Here is a 17,817-nt window from a genome sequence, read left to right as displayed (position 1 = left end):
ACTTTGGATTGGGCGTTTTTAATATTTATATTCCTTTTTGATAAATCCTTTTTGATTTAAACGTTCTAAAATATCTGGGCGTGATTTTTTACTCATCATTTTAGCAATTTGTTGTGACCATGATTCAGAACGTTGTCCATTCGTACGTTGTTCATAATATGTTTGTATATCTTTGTCGTAGTTTTTAATTTGATTCAACTGTTGAACTTTATCTGCGTTGTATTTATTTTCATGGAACACATGTTCAAAAGGTAATCTTTGTTTAGGTGAACCTTGATCATCTTCAGAAGGTACACCGATTGCCATTCCAAATAGAGGGAAGACATGCTCAGGTAAGTCTAAAATTTCGCTTACACGTGCAACGTTATTTCTTAAAGAACCTAAGAATACAATGCCGTAGCCCATATCTTCTGCGGTTAATGCGACATTCTCAGCAGCTAAAGCAACATCAATTGTGCCGACCAATAAACCTTCAGCAGATTCAAAACTATCTTGCATATTTTCTTCTGCTTCTTCATTAATTAGGCTATGACGATAATAATCTATGACGAATACAAATAAATAGCCATTGTCTATTACGTGTTGTTGTCCGGATACTTCTTTTAAAGATTTCTTAATTTCTGGGTCACGAATACCTATAATTGAATAAGCCTGAACATAGCTTGAAGTTGAAGCCATTTGCCCAGCTTCTACTAATTGTTTTACTGTTTCATCTTTAAAGTTTCTAATAGAACGATGTTGTTGTGTTAAATCATACACTGATTGCTTCATACGTAAGTTACTCCTTTAATATTTTATATAATTAAATTTTAGCAAAAATAATAAAGAAACTCATACTAAGTAGCTCAGCGTTTTTTGTAGATAGGTAAATGCGGTTCGATAAAATGAAATTATCGAACCGCAAAATTGAAATAAGGGTAAGACATCATTCAATGTCCCACCCTTAAATATTGATTATGAAACTTGATTTAATGCTTTTTCCAAGTCATTAATGATGTCATCAACAGATTCTGTACCTATTGATAAACGTACTAAGTCTTTCGTTACTCCTGAAGCTATTTGATCTTCGTCTGAGAGTTGTTGATGTGTTGTGCTCGCTGGGTGAATGACTAGTGATTTCGAATCTCCAACATTAGCTAAGTGTGAGAATAATTGTAATGATTCTACAAAGTTAGCTATGGAATCAACATCGCCTTTAACACCAAATGTTAGAATAGCGCCTTGTCCTTTTGGTAAATATTTGTTGGATAATTCATGATATGGATTAGATTCTAATCCAGGATAATTAACCCAACTTACTTTGTCATGTGCTTCTAAAAATTCAGCTACTTTTTGAGCGTTTTCAGAATGACGTTCTACTCTTAAGTGTAATGTTTCTAAACCTAATAAAAATTGATGTGCATTATAAGGTGATAAAGCAGGTCCTAAGTCTCTTAACAATTGAACACGTGCTTTTGTTATGTATGCAGCTGCACCTACATCTCTTGCATATGAAACACCATGATAACTAGGATCAGGTTCAACTAAACCTGGGAATTTACCGTTGTCCCAATTGAATTGACCACTGTCTACGATAACTCCACCAATTGAAGTACCATGTCCACCAATGAACTTTGTTGCAGAATGAACTACGATATCAGCACCGTGTTTTATAGGTTGTAATAAATGTGGTGTAGCAAATGTATTATCAACAATTAAAGGAATGCCATTCTCGTGCGCGATGTTAGATACAGCTTCTATATCCAAAACATCTATACGAGGGTTACCTATTGTTTCGGCGAAAATTAATTTTGTATTTTCATTAATTGCAGCTTTAAAGTTCTCAGGATCATCCGGATTTACAAAATTAACCTTGATGCCTAATTTTTTGAATGTAACTGCAAATAAATTATAAGTACCACCATATAAATTAGTAGAAGCAATAATTTCAGAACCACTTTCAGCGATGTTTAAAATACTTAATGTAATAGCAGCTTGTCCACTACCAACACCTAGCGCACCAACACCACCTTCTAAAAGTGCGATTCTTTTTTCGAATACATCATTTGTTGGATTCATAATACGAGAATATATATTGCCTTCTTCAGCTAACGCAAATAAATTTTGAGCGTGTTCTGTAGATTTAAATGTAAATGAAGTCGTTTGATGGATAGGAACGGCTGTTGAGCCTGTAACAGGATCTGGTTCTTGACCCCCATGAATTGCTAATGTTTCTTTATTCCAATTTTCTTGAGTCATTGTGTTAACCTCCTTTAGTTATATCTGCCATTATAATCAGATAATTCAAAAGTTTCAATCAATTCTGAGTAAAAAGATAAGAAAATAACAAAATATTAATAATTTATAGATAGGTTAATTTTTTAGATTTTATATTAACAAGTGTATAATAATTATAAATGTAGTGATTGAAGGGGAGAGTATATGGTAGCCATTAGAAGGGTTGAAATCCATGATGCAGAAGAAATTTTGAATATGGATTATAGAAATAGAACTTTGTTTGAAACATTTTCAGCAGCAGATAAAAAAGACTCGGATTATCGTTTATATAACTATAGAAAAAAGGTTGATAAGCAATTACAAAATATGAAAAATGACGAAGGGTATCACTATGTCATTGTTAGTGACGAAGATGAGGTTATAGGGACTATTGATTTATTTAGCGTGGTCAGACATAATATTCAAAGTTGTATGATAGGGTATGCAATTGATGAAGCATATAGTGGCAAAGGTTATACGACATATGCTGCAAAAGAAGTTATAAGAATCGCATTTGAAGAATTAGGATTTCATCGTGTTGAAGCGGGCGTCCAACCATCTAATATCGCTTCAGTCAGAGTGGTAGAAAAAATAGGAATGAAAAGAGAAGGTTTAAACCGAGCTAACGTACGTATTAAAGGTGAATGGAAAGATCATTATTTATACGCTATCGTCAACGATAAGTTTTAAGGAAGGGATAGAAACATATTGAATATTGTATTAATTGGTTTGATATTATACTTGATGCTGTTTGCAACATATAAATTTTTACTTGAGAAAAAGAAATATACAACGATACATTTTACATTTGTTCTTATATTTCTTAGTTTCAGCCAAGTGCCAATTATGTATTATGAAAAATTAAATAGCACATTAAATACCGCCGCATTAACTATCGGCTTAGTCTTTATATTTCTGATTAGTTTTTCGATGTTTATTCAGGTTATATGTAATATATTGTCTAACACGCAACTTGTTAGTGAAAAGTATATAGAAAAAATATTTAAAATCGCATCAGATCCTATAGAAATGATTGCAAATATATTTAAAGTAATATGGTTATTATTGTTAGGCATTACCGTAATTCAAAATGCTAATATATTATTAGGCATCATTATATTAATAAGTAGTTTATTTATTTTTTATTATGTCAGTATACTCACTTATTACATAACTAAACATAAAATGGGGTTTAAGCCAAATGTATTTATTATCAATATTGAAACTTTTATAAGCTTTATTATTTTATACATAGGATTGATGATTATTTAATATGATAAGTAAGCGTACACTTTTGAAAGAGAAATATACAACGATATATTTGTACTTATATTTCTTAGTTTTAGCCAAGTGCCATTTACGTATTATGAAAAAGTTAAAGATGTTCTTAAACCTACTGGAGGAGCAAAAACGTTTATTCAGAAGCTAGTTCCGGAATAACTTTTGTGATAAAGTTTGATAAAAAGGAGATTTCATTTTTATGACTATTAAACAAATTGTGAATGATTTATTAAATAAAAAATGGTCTTTAGAAGATTTAATTTGGTTGATTTTAATATGCATAATATCTAGTACTTTCACTACACCTTTGTTAGGTGTTCCGATTGGTATTATTGTTTATTTTCTACTTTTTTCTAATGATGAGGATTTTGATGAAACGGCAGAAAAAAATGATTTTCAAGACAAAAATAAAAAGTAGAACACATATTATTGCCGAGAAAATTTATTGATGTTGAGAAAAACCTTACTAGATCGTTTGGTATTATTCCTTTTACTTTCTTTGTTTTGTTTATATTTAGTTCTGATGAGAAATCAGATAAAAGAAAGCATTAGGGGGGTTTAAAAAAGAGTAAGGCACCGTTTATAAACGGCGCCTTACTCTTTTTTATTTATTGATATTTATTTTCAACTTTTTTTCTTTTACTACTTTACCATTTTTATCTTTCTTAAAGATATTATCGCCTCTATTTATCTTGTTTCAGGTTGGTTAATTTTTCTACGATGGTCTATATAAAGACCAAGTGGTGTAAGTATTAAAGAAATGATGATGTACATCCAATTAGATGTATATATTTTTGGACCAAGTTGCAAGTAATAGCCGGGTAAATAAAAGGACAAAATCGTTAATATAAATGATCCAGCTATTAAAATATTCGTAAGCATAGTGGTCCAGTTAGATAAACTGTATATTCTAATTTGTACAACTTTGAATATCATCCATATAAAGAAGAATATCATAGAAAAACCGGTAATAAATGTGATGATAAATGTATATAAATATGTGTATTCTATTTGAGTGAAAAATCCGGTAAAACCTCTAATAAATGAAAAGACACCAAGCAATATTAAAATATGGAGGCCTATGAATTTAAATATATTCTGAATTGTTCGATTCGGCATATTATTAATCATATTATCAGCATGTTTCTTTGGATCATGGTCGAAAAATTCCATCGCGAGCATGCCATCTTTTTCTGCTTTTAACAAATGGTTCAATATATCCAGTAACATCTTCTCTGATTCATGCTCATTGATACTTAAATTTGCACGTACATAAGTTAAATAGTTTTCGTAAACTTCTTTATCGTGTGAATTCAATCTTAACCGTTTTACGTTGTTCTCAATAATAAGGTCACGTGTTGATTTTTTCATCAGCGTTTTCCTTTCTTTATTCATTAATTATATTCTAACAAGTATTTTGTAATAAAAACATTATTAATATCAGGTTTATACTTTTTACAGATGATAAATTTTTCGCTATCATTAATAATGACTGGTGGTGTAATATTGGAGATTTTGACGTTATTTATCATTTTTTTAGTTGGTATTTTTGCTGGTACTATTAATATTGTATCAGCAGGTGGTTCTCTAATTGTTTTACCTTTATTGATTTTCTTCGGATTACCAACCACTGTTGCTAACGCCTCAAACAGGGTTGCTATTCTAGTACAAAATATAATGGGCTTATATGTATTTTATATAAAAGGCATGAAAAACGTTAAATTAAGTATTATTTTAAGTATTCCTGCCATTATAGGCTCTTTTATAGGTGTTCATTACGCTATAAGCCTTCCAGACGATGTTTTTAATCGAATGTTAGGCATCATTATGCTTCTTGTCTTAATAATTATGATTATGCCTACGAAATGGAAAGATGGTCATAATCAATCTGAAAAATTATCCTCTTTTAGAAAAGTCATGCTTGTTTTAGTTTTCCTTGCACTTGGTATTTATGGTGGAATGGTTCAAGCTGCAGTTGGATTTTTATTTATTATCGCACTTAATTTATTAATACCGCGCTTAAATTATGCGGAAGTTCAATGTATGAAGACTTTAATTATTACCATTTACTTATCATTATCTACATTTGTATTTATTTTTCAAGGATACGTCAATTGGCCATTTGCTATAAGTTTAGCATTAGGTTGTGGGATAGGCGGTTTTATAGGTGGGAGACTAACTGTATCACTGCCCGAAAAAAAATTAAAAGCAATAATGTTTGTCGTTATTTTTATACTAGCAGTTAAACTTTTAATAGAAAATAACTAGGCAGGTGATAAAAATGATTGAATTTAAACAAATACGTGACGAAAGCACGTTGTATGAGATAAGTCAGATGGCGGCTGCGTACTTTAAAAGGGAAGATCAGAGTACTAAAGTTGCTGAATCTTTAGAGTTTGAAGCGATTAAACGTTCTTTAGCATATGAGGAAAGCGTTGTTTTCGGTGCATTAGATAATCAAAAATGTATTGGATTTATATGGGCTAAATTTGATAATAAGGATAATGAAGTTAAAGTTTATAATCTATTTGTTAGTGAATCTTATAGAAACAATAAGATAGCAGCGAAATTAAAGAAAAAATTAGAAACGTGGGCAATCGATAAAGGTGCATCATCAATCGTTTCTACAGTTCATGCCCAAAATAAAAGTATGTTGCATATCAATGAATCAATGGGGTATGAAACGGAAAAATACATCATGAGGAAACATTTATTTTAGTTAAGAAGGGAGGTATTTGATGGCAATATTTGAAGGGTTTTTATGGTTCATCATGGGAATTATCCTCAGTTCAATAATTTACCATTATATTTCTAAAATACCTTTAAGTTTCATTCAAATTGTTATAGGTTTTGTTATATTTTTATCTCCGATACCTGTGGCATTAGATTTTGAATCTGAAGTGTTTATGATGGGGATAATAGCGCCTTTATTATTCTTAGAAGGTATATCAGTATCACGTGTACATTTAGCCAGGTATTTAAAGCCGGTTATGTCTATGGCTATGGTACTTGTATTTTCAACAGTTTTAGGTATTGGATTTTTAATACATTTAGTTTGGCCAGAATTACCACTAGCGGCATGTTTTGCAATTGGTGCAATTGTTTCTCCAACTGATGCAGTAGCTGTTCAAGCAATAGCTAAAGGGAAAATGTTACCAAAAGGTTCTATGACAATATTAGAAGGTGAATCACTATTAAATGATGCGGCAGGAATTTTATCATTCAAAATCGCATTAGCTGCATTAGTAGGCGGTTCATTCTCACTTACAGGAGCAGTAGGTCAATTTTTCTTAACAGCATTTGGAGGCGCAATTGTTGGGCTTATACTTGGTTATGGACTAGTACAATTACGTGTTTATTTAACGAAAAACGGTATTAATAATGGTAACATGTTAACTTTTATTCAGGTTATAACCCCGTTTTTAGTTTATATTATAGCTGAAACTTTTCATTCATCAGGTATTATTGCAGCAGTTGTTGCAGGTTTAATACATGGCGTTGAAAAAGATAGAATAGCTCAAGCAACTACGAAAGAACAAGTTACTTACAACCACACTTGGGAATTATTGAGTTACTTATTAAATGGTTTTGTATTCATTTTATTAGGATTTTTAATACCAGAAGTACTGATTAATATTTTAAAAGAATCTAATCAGGAAATATTACATGTTATCGGTATGACGTTATTTGTGACTGTGCTTGTATACTCGTTTAGATACATTTGGGTACTATTTTCATATCCATATTTCTATTTACCAGAAAGCAGATTTTCAAAAATGTTAACGAGTGGTAAGGATATTGAACCTCAAACAGAAGCCGATAAACCAAATCGTTTTAAATATGCTTTTATTATGACTATTTGTGGCGTTCACGGTACTATTTCATTAGCAATCGCATTGATGTTGCCTTATAAATTATCAGAACATACAGATTTTATATATAGAGATAATTTATTATTCATAGCTACAGGTGTTATCTTAATCAGCTTAGTGCTAGCTCAAGTTGTACTACCGCTTATTACGCCAAAAGCTAAAGTTAAAGAACAAAGTCAGCTTACATTTAACGAAGCAAAAGTATTGTTAATTGAACGTGCGTTAATAAAATTACAAGAATTTTATAGTAAAGAAACAAGCTATGTATATGGTAAAATCACCCGAAGTTATCATATGCAATTATCATTTTTAAAAGCTAGCAATGAAGAAGATGAAGACTTAAAAGAATTAGAGCGACTTCAACGAATCGCAATAGATACAGAGTTTCGAACTTTAGATAATTTAATAAAGAATGACAAAATATCGCAAAACACATTTGATAATTACACTCAAATTACAGAGAGATCATCTACATTTAAAAATGCATCACTTGTTACAAAAGTTAAATTGATGATGAAATTATTTGTTCGTCGTAGAAAAATTAAAACATATATTAACGCGACAAGTTCATTATCAATAGAAGCAAACTTAAGAGAAATGAGATATATTACACGAGAAGTTCATTTTCAAATTGTAAAAAGATTATCTAAAGAAATGAATGAAGAAAACGAATTTGAAATTAGTATTGTATGTGATTCTTACTTAAATAAAGTTGAAAGACTAACGCCTGATAATTTCGTGAGTAATCACACTGCTATTTATACAGAAATGGAAATATATGCTTTAAGAATTCAAAGAGAAATGATTAATGAATTAATTGATGATGAGAAAATAACACGTGCTCTTGCTATTAAATTGAGAGAATCTGTCAATTACGATGAAATGATTGTATTAGGTAACAGTATCTAACCTGTTACCAATAGATAGCTCACCATTAGTATGGTAAAATATTTAAGAATATGTATAGGAGGCGGCACCTATGAAGAAGGCATTTTTACTAATGGTTATGACAACAGTTATTTTAGCTGCTTGTGGTAAAGATAATGAGCAGGAAGATTTAGAAAAAGAAATTAAATCATTGGAACAATCATCTAGTGATTATAAAAAAGACAAAGAGAAATTAAAAAAAGAAAATGATAAATTAAAAGAAAACATTAAAGAAAAAGAAGAAAAATTAAAAAAAATTGAAGATGAACTAGGAGAAAAAGACAATAGTTCAGATAATGAAAAATCTGATGATGAATCAAAGGATTCAAAAGAGGATAAAGCTAAACAGACTTCTAGTAAGAAAAGCAAAAATGATGAAAAAATGTTCCCGAATACTATCCGTACATCTACTAACGGAGATGTTGAATTAGTGAATGATTTACAAGATCAAAATTTTCACTTTGAAGATAGTGGGATGAAAGTAGATGTTGACCATTTGCAAATATTCCAAGTAAATAATATGCCAGAAGGTCAGGTATTATTATTCAACGGAGCTAAAGATGGATATGTTATTATTTATGAAGTGATGACAGAAAATACTACAGAACAAAAACTTTATTATGATAATGCTGCATCTATTAAAAACGGAGACCGGAATCAACGTTCAGATTATGCATCTTTTATTCCAGATTCTCATAATGAAAAATATATGAAAAAATCAAAAGAGAATATTGATGAATATCAACCTAAAGAACAGACAAAGAGTTTGAAATCTATACCGATTTCAACAGAAATGTACCAATCTATAAAAGATAAAAAAGCAACATTCGATATTCAAGGCGGCGTTAGTAAAACACGTTCATATGATCATGCTTCAGAAAAAGTGAAATCATTCGAATTGAATATATAGCATGCGTTTATCTTAAATGATTATAGGGAATAAATTATTAATGATTATTTGAAAAGAGGGATGTCACCGTGCATGAAGAAAATTTCGTGTTGATTGAAGGTCAAAAGCTGACACTATTAGAATTAGGACAAGAACTTGAAACAATTACTGGCCGTACATTACAATCAACAACAGGTGAAATAAGAAGTTGGCCATCTGAGGCTGTGATTTTTGATCGCAAATCAAACGTTAATCAAGTTACTTATCGGTTTAATGACAATAATGATATTGTTGATGCTACAATTGAAGTTCCAAGAGGCTTCAAAAATTATGATACTGAGCCTGTCATGATTAAATTATTAACATATTTTAGAAAATCATAAATAAATCAATATAGAAGGGAGTGGGACGATGAAATCTTGTGAGAACAATGAGATTTCTGTCCCGCTCCTTTATTTTTACATAAGGAGATTAAAATGAAATCAAAGATGCTAATTTTAAGTTTAATAATAGTTTTCTCAATTGTATTAGTAGCTTGTTCTAACGGTAATGAAGAGAAAAAAGGAGAAGATGGCAAAATAGTTCTTTCTCCAAAGAGTAGCGACATAAAAGGTAAAGTACTATTCGATAGTGCACATGGACAAACAGCTGGGAGTGCTGATTGGGTAATTGATGGAGGTTTTTCTGATTTTGCAGACGCACTAACGAAAGAAAATTATGAAGTTACAGATTTAGGATACAATCAACTATTAGATTACAAGACAATGCAAGACTATCAACTAGTAGTGATTCCAGAAGCGAATAATCCTCTTAAGAAAAGTGAACAAGATGCTATTGAGAAATATGTGAAATCTGGTGGTAGTATCTTAATGATAAGCGATCACTATAATGCAGATAGAAACTTTAATAGGTTTGATTCATCTGAAGTTATGAACGGATATAGAAGAGGCGCTTTTGACAATCCAACAAAAGGTATGTCGCCTGAAGAAAGTGCATCAGAAAAAATGAAAGGTGTAGAAAGTAGAGATTTTCTAAATGAAGTGTTCGGTTTGCGCTTTCGATATAATGCATTAGGTAATGTTAAAGTTGACGATATAGCTTCAAGCGAAGAAAGCTTTAATATTACTAATGGTATAAAAGCAGTATCAATGCATGCAGGATCAACAATTGCTATTACTGACCCGAATAAAGCAAAAGGAATAGCTTTTGTTCCACAACTGAGTAAACATGATAAATGGAATAATGCTGTAGATGAAGGTATTTATAACGGTGGGGGTAAGAATGAAGGACCTTATATTGCGATTAGTAAAGTAGAAAAAGGAAAAGGAGCTTTCATTGGGGACTCTTCGATGGTAGAAGATAAGACTCCAAAATATAAACGAGAAGATAACGGAGAAAACAAAAAAACATATGATGGTTTCAAAGAAGAAGATAATAAAAAAATGGTTATGCAAATTGTTGAATGGTTAAATAAGCAAGAAAATCAAAAAGATTTTAAAGCTATGGACATAAATCTTGATGATAAAACGCCTCTAAAACGATTTGAACAACCTGAGAACAGTCAAGAAGTTGAACAAGAACCTTGGGGAACACCAAAACGTGGATATAAATGGTATGATGCTTCAACATATGCATCTGGAAGCTATGGTGCCAAAGGTACAAAACAAAATAAAACTGAGCACTCAACAGAAGAAGATAATAATACAACAAATAATGACACTAGTACTTTTGATATTCCTTCATCTATATCAAGACAAGAAAAATTCAATATAACAGTACATGTAGATGAATCTAAACTAATCAATCAAAAATTCCAACTATCTATAAAAAATAAAGACGGTAGAGAAGTAGGGATGTTTAATGGACAAGCTCCAGGTATATCAGAATCAGTTAATCCAAAAATTAAAAATGGAAAAACAGATTGGTACTTTAAAACTAAAATCGCAAATGAAGCGGATGAAGAAGTAAAAGTAGAAGTACTATCAGGTGGAAATGTTATAGCTCAAACAACTTTAACAGTAGAATAAATGAACATGATATTTTCTTGTTTATACACTTTACAAAAACTAAATATTCCAATCCATTTGGATTGGAATATTTAGTTTATTACTGGGTATTTAAATAATAAGATTAGCTATTTAACTTCGGAAGAATAATTTTATTATTAAATTCCGCACAATTTTATAGTTACTTATTTTTCTTTCTTGAAAAATTTATTATTTTATTTTAAAATGCTAATTAGTTGATGATAGCGGTTTCATCAATTAAAATAGAATTGTAACTACATTTAGGGAGGCGTTTTAATATGGCTTTTGAATATCCAACTGCAACAAATGCAAAGTATAAAGTAAAAGATAAATATCAGAATTTTATCGGTGGTAAATGGGTTGACCCCAAAAATGGTGAATTTTTCGACAATGGTTCACCGGTAACTGGGGAAGTATACGCAAAAATACCTCGTTCTACTAAAGAAGATGTTGATGAAGCAGTAAAAGCAGCGCATAAAGCTCAAGTAGAGTGGGCTAAAAAATCTCCTACAGAACATTCTCAATTATTATTAGATATCGCAGATCGAATAGAAGAAAATATAGAAGAACTTGCTGTAATCGAAACATTTGATAATGGTAAACCAATTAGAGAGTGTTTAGCAGCAGATTTACCTTTAGTGGTTGACCACTTCAGATATTTCGCTGGAGTTATAAGAGCAGAAGAAGGTGGCATCTCACAAATAGATAACGATACAGTAGCTTATCATTTTAAAGAACCGATTGGTGTTGTAGGTCAAATCATTCCTTGGAACTTCCCATTGTTAATGGCTACTTGGAAATTAGCGCCTGCAATCGTAACTGGTAACACTGTTGTATTAAAACCAGCAGAACAAACTCCGGTGTCTATTTTACACCTTATTGAAAAAATCCAAGACTTATTACCTGAAGGTTTAATTAACGTAGTAAACGGATTCGGTGCAGAAGCAGGACAAGCATTAGCTACACATGAAGATATTAATAAAGTAGCATTCACAGGTGAAACGACTACAGGACGTATCATCATGCAAAATGCAAGTCAAAACTTAATTCCAGTAACACTAGAATTAGGTGGTAAATCACCGAACATCTTCTTTAAAGATATAATGGATGAAGAAGATGATTTCTTAGACAAAGCTGTTGAAGGTTTAGTAATGTTCGCACTTAACCAAGGTGAAGTATGTACATGTCCTTCAAGAGCGTTAGTACATGAAGATATTTACGATAAATTTATCGAAAAATGTGTTAAACGTGTAAACGAAATTAAAACAGGTAACCCTCTTGATCCGGAAACAATGCTTGGTGCACAAACTTCTCAAGAGCAAGCTGAAAAAATTAAAAGTTATTTAGATATCGGTAAACAAGAAGGTGCTGAAATCTTAGTAGGCGGTAATGTACGTAAAGAATCTGGTGACTTAGAAAATGGTTATTACATCGAACCAACTATTTTCAAAGGAACACAAGATATGAGAATTTTCCAAGAAGAAATATTTGGACCTGTATTATCATTAGCAACATTTAAAGACGATGAAGAAGCTTTAGAAATGGCAAATGATACTTTATACGGTTTAGGTGCAGGTATTTGGACTAGAAACCAAAATAAAGCATATATATTCGGTAGAGGTATCCAAGCAGGTCGTGTATGGGTAAATAACTACCATACTTATCCAGCTCACGCAGCGTTTGGCGGATACAAAATGAGTGGTATTGGCCGTGAAAATCACAAAATGATGTTAGATCATTACCAACAAACTAAAAACTTACTTGTAAGTTATAGTGAGAAACCAGCGGGACTGTTCTAAATGAAAGAACAAGTTACTGCAACTGAAACAGCCAAATCACTCATTAGAGATTTAAAAAAGACACATGGTGAAAACTTGATTTTTCATCAATCAGGTGGATGTTGTGATGGTAGCTCTCCGATGCTTTTTGTTGAAGGCACACTAATCATTGGAGATGTTGATGTTAAACTAGGTGAAATCGAAGGCGTTCCATTCTATATGAATAAAAAACAATATGAATACTGGAAACATACTAATCTAGAATTAGATGTTGTTGATGGAAGAGGCGGTATGTTCAGTATTGAAGGCCCAACTGGAAAAAGATTTCACATTAGAAGTTCAGTAAGATCATAATTTGTAAGAGGATGTGCTAAAATAATAGTACATCCTTTTTTTATTATTATGAAGGTTGGGTGATTGAAATGAGTACATATATTGAAACAAAGCGCTTAATATTAAGAGATTGGGAAGAAAAAGATATCGAAATATTTCAGAGCATGAATGCAAGTCCTGAAGTGAGAAGATATTTTCCAGATATATTAAGCTATCAAGCAACAAAAAATATAGTTAACCAAATGCAAGAAGTTATCACAAAACAAAAAATTGGTTTGTTTGCTGTGGAATTAAAAGCTACTAATAGCTTTATAGGTATGGTAGGCATTAATTATATACCTGAAAATAGTGATCTCAATTTATCACAACTACCTTTTTATGAAATAGGTTGGAGATTAGATAAAACAGTTTGGGGCAATGGACTTGCAACTGAAGCAGCTGAAGCCGTGTTGGGTTATGCTAAAGAGCAAGGCATTGAAGAAGTTTATAGCTTTACATCAGAAATTAATAAGCCTTCTAGAAGAGTGATGGAAAAATTAGAAATGAATCATATTGAGAATTTTTTGCATCCTAAAGTTGTTGACGATGAAAAATTAGCAACACATGTTTTATATCATAAGATTTTATAAGGAGTGGATTTTATGATCGTGATCAGTGCATGTTTAGTTGGTGAAAAAGTAAGATATGATGGCAAACATAAGTTGGATTTATTTTATAAGCAATTAATAGATGAAGGAAAAGCGATTAGTGTTTGTCCAGAAATACTAGGTGGTTTACAAATACCGAGAGAACCAGCTGAAATTATTGATGGAGATGGTTTTGACATTTGGAATGATAAAGCTAAAGTTATAACGATATCTGGCCAAGATGTTACGCACCAATTTAAAGAAGGTGCTAAGAGAACGTTGTCTATTATTAGAGACTTAAAAGCCAATACTGTCATCTTAAAAAGTGACAGCCCTTCATGTGGAGCTTCGATTATATATGATGGAACATTTTCAGGTACAAAAAAAGAAGGCGTCGGTGTAACGACAGCCCTTCTAACATTAAATAATATTAAAGTTTTTGATGAAACAACCTTTTTATCTATTTCTGATAATCTCGAAGTTTAACAGGTTCGGCTACTTGCAAGGCATCAAATAATTCAGGAACTTCATCTTTGATAATAGCTAAATTTTTATAATTTTCGCTAACAAATCCTGTAGAAATTAAGTGCTCAATCATACTTTGCATTGGTTTGAAAAATTGTTTAGTATTTAAAGCACCAATAGGTTTGTGGTGTAAGCCAATTTGAGCCCATGTATATATTTCAAAGAATTCTTCTAAGGAACCAGCTCCGCCTGGTAACATGATAAATGCATCGGCCATATCAGACATCATTTGTTTTCTTTCGTGCATGGAATCTACAACATGATACTCTGTTAAGTTCTCATGTGCTATTTCACGCTCTCCGAGGAATTTAGGCATAACACCTATAGCAATACCATTATGGTCGATTACACCATTTGCTACAGCTCCCATCATCCCAATAGATCCAGCTCCATAAATTAATTCATAATGATTTTCTGCTAAATATTTACCTAATGCATAAGCTTGTTCTGTATAAATAGGGTCATTACCCTTACTAGCGCCACAAAAAACAGCTATTCTTTTCATAAGTTATTGCTCCTTTCAGCTATGTATTATAATTATAATAAAGCGTTTACTTTATTGACAAGGGAGGATTTAGAATGAATGTATTTCTAATGGTCGTTTTAATTGTACTAATTTCTACTGTTGCAAAAATTATTAAAGATCATGAATCTAAAAAAGTAAAACTAGAAAAAATTAAATCAGAACGTGTAAAAGATGAACTGGAACTAGAAAAAACGAAGCACGAAAATTATTTATTAGAAACTGAAAAAATGCGCATTGAACTTGAACAGATGAAAGAAAAAGATAAAGTTAATTTAGATAGATCTAAAAAGCAGTTATTAGATTAAGACAACGTCAAGTATCGGCGTTGTCACTATTTATTAAATCTATTAGAAAATCTGAAAATACTTTATGATCTTCTTGAGTTAACTTTTTTGGACCTTTTGTACGGCCACCTTGTTGTCTTATTTGGGCAGAAATATGTCTTTGCGTTAACAATTGTTCCATATTATTTGTAGTATATTCATAACCTTTATGATGAATAACATGTTTCGCTTTGTTCAAAATAAGGCTTGCTAGACCGTAGTCTTGAGTAACAACAATATCTTCAGAAGTCGTTAATTTAACAATTTTAAAATCAGCACTATCGACACCGTGATCAACATAAATTGTAGAAACATGTTCTGGGTAATCAGCTAGTGAAAAGTGATTTACACTTCTTATAATAAGAACAGAGATGCTTGTTGAGTCAGTTATACGGATTATATCATCCGTAACTGGGCAAGCATCTCCATCTATAATAATTCGATTAATCATTTTGAACGACGATTGCGTTTTTGATTTTTTAAATGTTCTTCACGGTGTTTATCGTATGGGAATTTACTAATGTGTTCTGACATTAATGATTTATGTTGATTGTATAATGCATGTTTAGGAGCTGGTTTTTTCTCTCCGCGAACACGTTCATCGATAAGTTCTTGAATGTTTTGTGTTGATTGGTTATTATATTTTTCCAGTTCATTAATACGTTTTTGTTGATTTTCTTTTTGTCGATCCATCTCTTCTTTCAAACGATAAGCTTTATTTCTTTCTAACTTTTCTTTTAGTGGAGCTATTTCGCTTTTTTGTTTATCTGCAATCTCAGAACCTTTTTCACGAATAGCAGTTTCTTCTTTTTGTTGTTTATCGTATTTTTTAATTTCTTTAATACGAGCTTTTTTATTCTCTACTTCTTTCTTTTCTTCTTCTTTCTCGCGAGACTCTATATTTTTTTGAAGTTTTTTGTCTAATTTTGAAACATCTTTTTCGTTTTCTTTTTCTAATTTCTCGCCTTTTTTAGCCATTTTTTCTTCTTCTTTTTGATAATGTTTAAGCTCTTCTATTCGCGCTTTTTGGTTTTCTTTTTGAGCTTTTTCTTCTTCTTTATGGCGATTTTCTATATTTTTTTGAAGTTTTTTATCTAGCTTATCAATCTCTTTTTGTAATTCCTTTTGTTCTTTTTCTTCCTCTTTAAAAGGTTGTTTCATTTGTTTGTTGTATTCATATAAACGTTTCTTTTGAACGACATATGATTTTACAGGTTCTGATTTTTCAGCGATTTTATCTTTTGTTTGGATAGATTTATCTTTCACTTTATGTGATACATCTAAAGTTTTTCCTGTGATATTTTTAACATCTGGATGTTCATTGAATTTTTTTCGCTCTGTTATAAGTGGTACGATTATTAACGGCAATGTATTAACAAGTAATTTTACTTTATCATTCATGTATAATTCCTCCATATCAATTCTAATTATATATCTTATTTAATTACCCTTTAATAGCTTATTCAAACTGTAAAAAGCGTTTATTATCCTATGTTTTGGCCAATTCCAAAACCGAAATATGCAATTGCTATAATTATAACAAGAATAATTCTATAAATGGCAAATGGTATTAATTTTACACGGTTTATTAATTTTAAGAATAACTTTATAGAAATAAAACCAAATATAAATGAAGCGATAAATCCTACAATATAAAAAGGTATTTGATCTAATGTTATATAATTTAAGTTTCCAAGTAATGCTTTACCGCTTGCTGCAAACATAATAGGTACTGCCATTATAAAAGTAAAATTAGATGCAGCTTTATGATCTAATTTTAAGAACACACCGGTTGAAATAGTTGAACCAGAACGACTGAAACCTGGCCATAGCGCGATAGCTTGTGACAAACCAATAACGAAAGCTTTTGGATAATTCATACCATCAACTGTATGTGGATTCATGACACGTTTTGAATAGATATCTGCGCCAATCATATAGACTGCTCCAAGTAACAATCCGATTAATACAGTAGGGACACTAAATAAATGTTTTTCAATAAAATCATCAAATAATAAGCCTAAAATACCTGCAGGAACGAGTCCGACTATTATATGAGAAAGTTTAAGATGATGTTTCTTTTTCTCATTTTGTTTAACGTGCAACATCTCAATATAACGGCTTCTAAAAATCCAAGCAGCAGCAAGGATAGAACCTAACTGTACTACAACTTTAAAAGTGAAAGCTGATTCGCTACCTAGGAATGCTTTTGATTTTAACCACATATCATCAATTAAAATTTGATGCCCTGTCGATGAAACAGGAGCAAATTCTGTTAAACCTTCTACAATACCTAGAATGATTGCTTTAATTAATTCGATTATAAACATGTTCGATCTCCTCTAGAAAACTTTATGATATGCAGTTGATATCACTTTAAGATTATTGTACCAAATAATGCTTTATAATATGCATATAAAGAATAATACATTTTGGTTTATTTTTTTAATAAAG

The 17,817-nt window shown here is 31.1% G+C and carries 20 protein-coding genes and 1 pseudogene; 14 read left to right on the top strand and 7 right to left on the bottom strand.

Going from position 1 to position 17,817, the window contains the following annotated elements:
- Positions 1-18: 18 nt before the first annotated feature.
- A complete protein-coding gene (gene nfsA, locus LQ682_RS09250; RefSeq protein WP_239724141.1) occupies positions 19-771 on the bottom strand; it encodes an oxygen-insensitive NADPH nitroreductase in 753 nt (250 codons plus the stop codon).
- A 183-nt stretch (positions 772-954) separates the two neighbouring features.
- Positions 955-2,238 (bottom strand): homocysteine synthase, encoded by a 1,284-nt coding sequence (locus LQ682_RS09245; RefSeq protein ID WP_017000987.1) that lies wholly within the window; start codon positions 2,236-2,238, stop codon positions 955-957.
- A gap of 183 nt (positions 2,239-2,421) precedes the next feature.
- On the opposite strand from LQ682_RS09245, the gene LQ682_RS09240 reads away from it, so the two are divergent.
- The 3 genes from LQ682_RS09240 (at position 2,422) to LQ682_RS09230 (ending at position 3,955) form a co-directional block, all read left to right on the top strand.
- Positions 2,422-2,946: a GNAT family N-acetyltransferase gene (locus LQ682_RS09240; RefSeq protein WP_103269235.1), complete on the top strand. Its 525-nt coding sequence runs from the start codon at positions 2,422-2,424 to the stop codon at positions 2,944-2,946.
- A gap of 18 nt (positions 2,947-2,964) precedes the next feature.
- Positions 2,965-3,528, top strand: a complete 564-nt coding sequence (locus tag LQ682_RS09235; RefSeq protein WP_218729409.1) for a hypothetical protein — start codon at positions 2,965-2,967, stop codon at positions 3,526-3,528.
- Between the two features lie 208 nt (positions 3,529-3,736).
- Positions 3,737-3,955: a VraH family peptide resistance protein gene (locus LQ682_RS09230; protein ID WP_239724139.1), complete on the top strand. Its 219-nt coding sequence runs from the start codon at positions 3,737-3,739 to the stop codon at positions 3,953-3,955.
- 269 nt (positions 3,956-4,224) lie between these two features.
- On the opposite strand, the gene LQ682_RS09225 is transcribed toward LQ682_RS09230, so the two are convergent.
- Complete coding sequence (locus tag LQ682_RS09225) at positions 4,225-4,908, bottom strand: DUF1129 family protein (protein ID WP_064204672.1); 684 nt, start codon at positions 4,906-4,908, stop codon at positions 4,225-4,227.
- 135 nt (positions 4,909-5,043) lie between these two features.
- On the opposite strand from LQ682_RS09225, the gene LQ682_RS09220 reads away from it, so the two are divergent.
- The 10 genes from LQ682_RS09220 to LQ682_RS09175 all read left to right on the top strand — a co-directional run bounded on the left by LQ682_RS09220 (position 5,044) and on the right by LQ682_RS09175 (position 14,475).
- Positions 5,044-5,805, top strand: coding sequence for a sulfite exporter TauE/SafE family protein (locus LQ682_RS09220; RefSeq protein WP_064204671.1), 762 nt, complete (start codon positions 5,044-5,046; stop codon positions 5,803-5,805).
- A 13-nt stretch (positions 5,806-5,818) separates the two neighbouring features.
- Positions 5,819-6,256, top strand: a complete 438-nt coding sequence (locus tag LQ682_RS09215; RefSeq protein ID WP_135031332.1) for a GNAT family N-acetyltransferase — start codon at positions 5,819-5,821, stop codon at positions 6,254-6,256.
- Between the two features lie 19 nt (positions 6,257-6,275).
- Positions 6,276-8,318, top strand: a complete 2,043-nt coding sequence (locus LQ682_RS09210) for a cation:proton antiporter (RefSeq protein WP_194201055.1) — start codon at positions 6,276-6,278, stop codon at positions 8,316-8,318.
- A gap of 70 nt (positions 8,319-8,388) precedes the next feature.
- Positions 8,389-9,246: an SA0632 family lipoprotein gene (locus tag LQ682_RS09205; RefSeq protein ID WP_218729410.1), complete on the top strand. Its 858-nt coding sequence runs from the start codon at positions 8,389-8,391 to the stop codon at positions 9,244-9,246.
- 68 nt (positions 9,247-9,314) lie between these two features.
- Positions 9,315-9,608, top strand: a complete 294-nt coding sequence (locus LQ682_RS09200; RefSeq protein ID WP_017000980.1) for a hypothetical protein — start codon at positions 9,315-9,317, stop codon at positions 9,606-9,608.
- A gap of 93 nt (positions 9,609-9,701) precedes the next feature.
- Positions 9,702-11,252: a DNA-binding protein gene (locus LQ682_RS09195; RefSeq protein ID WP_218729411.1), complete on the top strand. Its 1,551-nt coding sequence runs from the start codon at positions 9,702-9,704 to the stop codon at positions 11,250-11,252.
- Between the two features lie 278 nt (positions 11,253-11,530).
- A complete protein-coding gene (gene exaC, locus LQ682_RS09190) occupies positions 11,531-13,051 on the top strand; it encodes an acetaldehyde dehydrogenase ExaC (protein WP_218729412.1) in 1,521 nt (506 codons plus the stop codon).
- A complete protein-coding gene (locus tag LQ682_RS09185) occupies positions 13,052-13,384 on the top strand; it encodes a DUF779 domain-containing protein (RefSeq protein ID WP_017001167.1) in 333 nt (110 codons plus the stop codon). It begins immediately after the preceding gene.
- 68 nt (positions 13,385-13,452) lie between these two features.
- Positions 13,453-13,992, top strand: a complete 540-nt coding sequence (locus LQ682_RS09180) for a GNAT family N-acetyltransferase (protein ID WP_017001168.1) — start codon at positions 13,453-13,455, stop codon at positions 13,990-13,992.
- A 12-nt stretch (positions 13,993-14,004) separates the two neighbouring features.
- Positions 14,005-14,475: a 2-thiouracil desulfurase family protein gene (locus LQ682_RS09175; protein ID WP_218729413.1), complete on the top strand. Its 471-nt coding sequence runs from the start codon at positions 14,005-14,007 to the stop codon at positions 14,473-14,475.
- On the opposite strand, the gene LQ682_RS09170 is transcribed toward LQ682_RS09175, so the two are convergent.
- A complete protein-coding gene (locus tag LQ682_RS09170; RefSeq protein ID WP_064210846.1) occupies positions 14,450-15,019 on the bottom strand; it encodes an LOG family protein in 570 nt (189 codons plus the stop codon). The genes LQ682_RS09175 and LQ682_RS09170 overlap by 26 nt on opposite strands.
- A gap of 74 nt (positions 15,020-15,093) precedes the next feature.
- Between LQ682_RS09170 and LQ682_RS09165 the strand changes: the two genes are divergently transcribed.
- Positions 15,094-15,345, top strand: a complete 252-nt coding sequence (locus tag LQ682_RS09165) for a hypothetical protein (RefSeq protein WP_147641099.1) — start codon at positions 15,094-15,096, stop codon at positions 15,343-15,345.
- Positions 15,346-15,352: 7 nt separating this feature from the next.
- Here LQ682_RS09165 and LQ682_RS09160 read toward each other — a convergent pair whose 3' ends face one another.
- From LQ682_RS09160 to LQ682_RS09150, 3 genes and pseudogenes are all read right to left on the bottom strand, one after another.
- Positions 15,353-15,811: a YaiI/YqxD family protein gene (locus LQ682_RS09160; protein ID WP_239706094.1), complete on the bottom strand. Its 459-nt coding sequence runs from the start codon at positions 15,809-15,811 to the stop codon at positions 15,353-15,355.
- Positions 15,812-16,140: 329 nt separating this feature from the next.
- A pseudogene (locus LQ682_RS09155) lies at positions 16,141-16,764 on the bottom strand (hypothetical protein); the annotation flags it as partial.
- An 83-nt stretch (positions 16,765-16,847) separates the two neighbouring features.
- The gene (locus LQ682_RS09150) at positions 16,848-17,693 is read right to left on the bottom strand and encodes an undecaprenyl-diphosphate phosphatase (RefSeq protein WP_218729415.1); all 846 of its coding nucleotides are present in this window, start codon (positions 17,691-17,693) and stop codon (positions 16,848-16,850) included.
- Positions 17,694-17,817 lie beyond the last annotated feature (124 nt).

This window comes from Mammaliicoccus sp. A-M4 (assembly GCF_022386955.1).
GTDB classification, from domain to species: Bacteria; Bacillota; Bacilli; order Staphylococcales; family Staphylococcaceae; genus Mammaliicoccus; species Mammaliicoccus lentus.
This window is presented reverse-complemented; position numbering and strand designations above follow the sequence as displayed.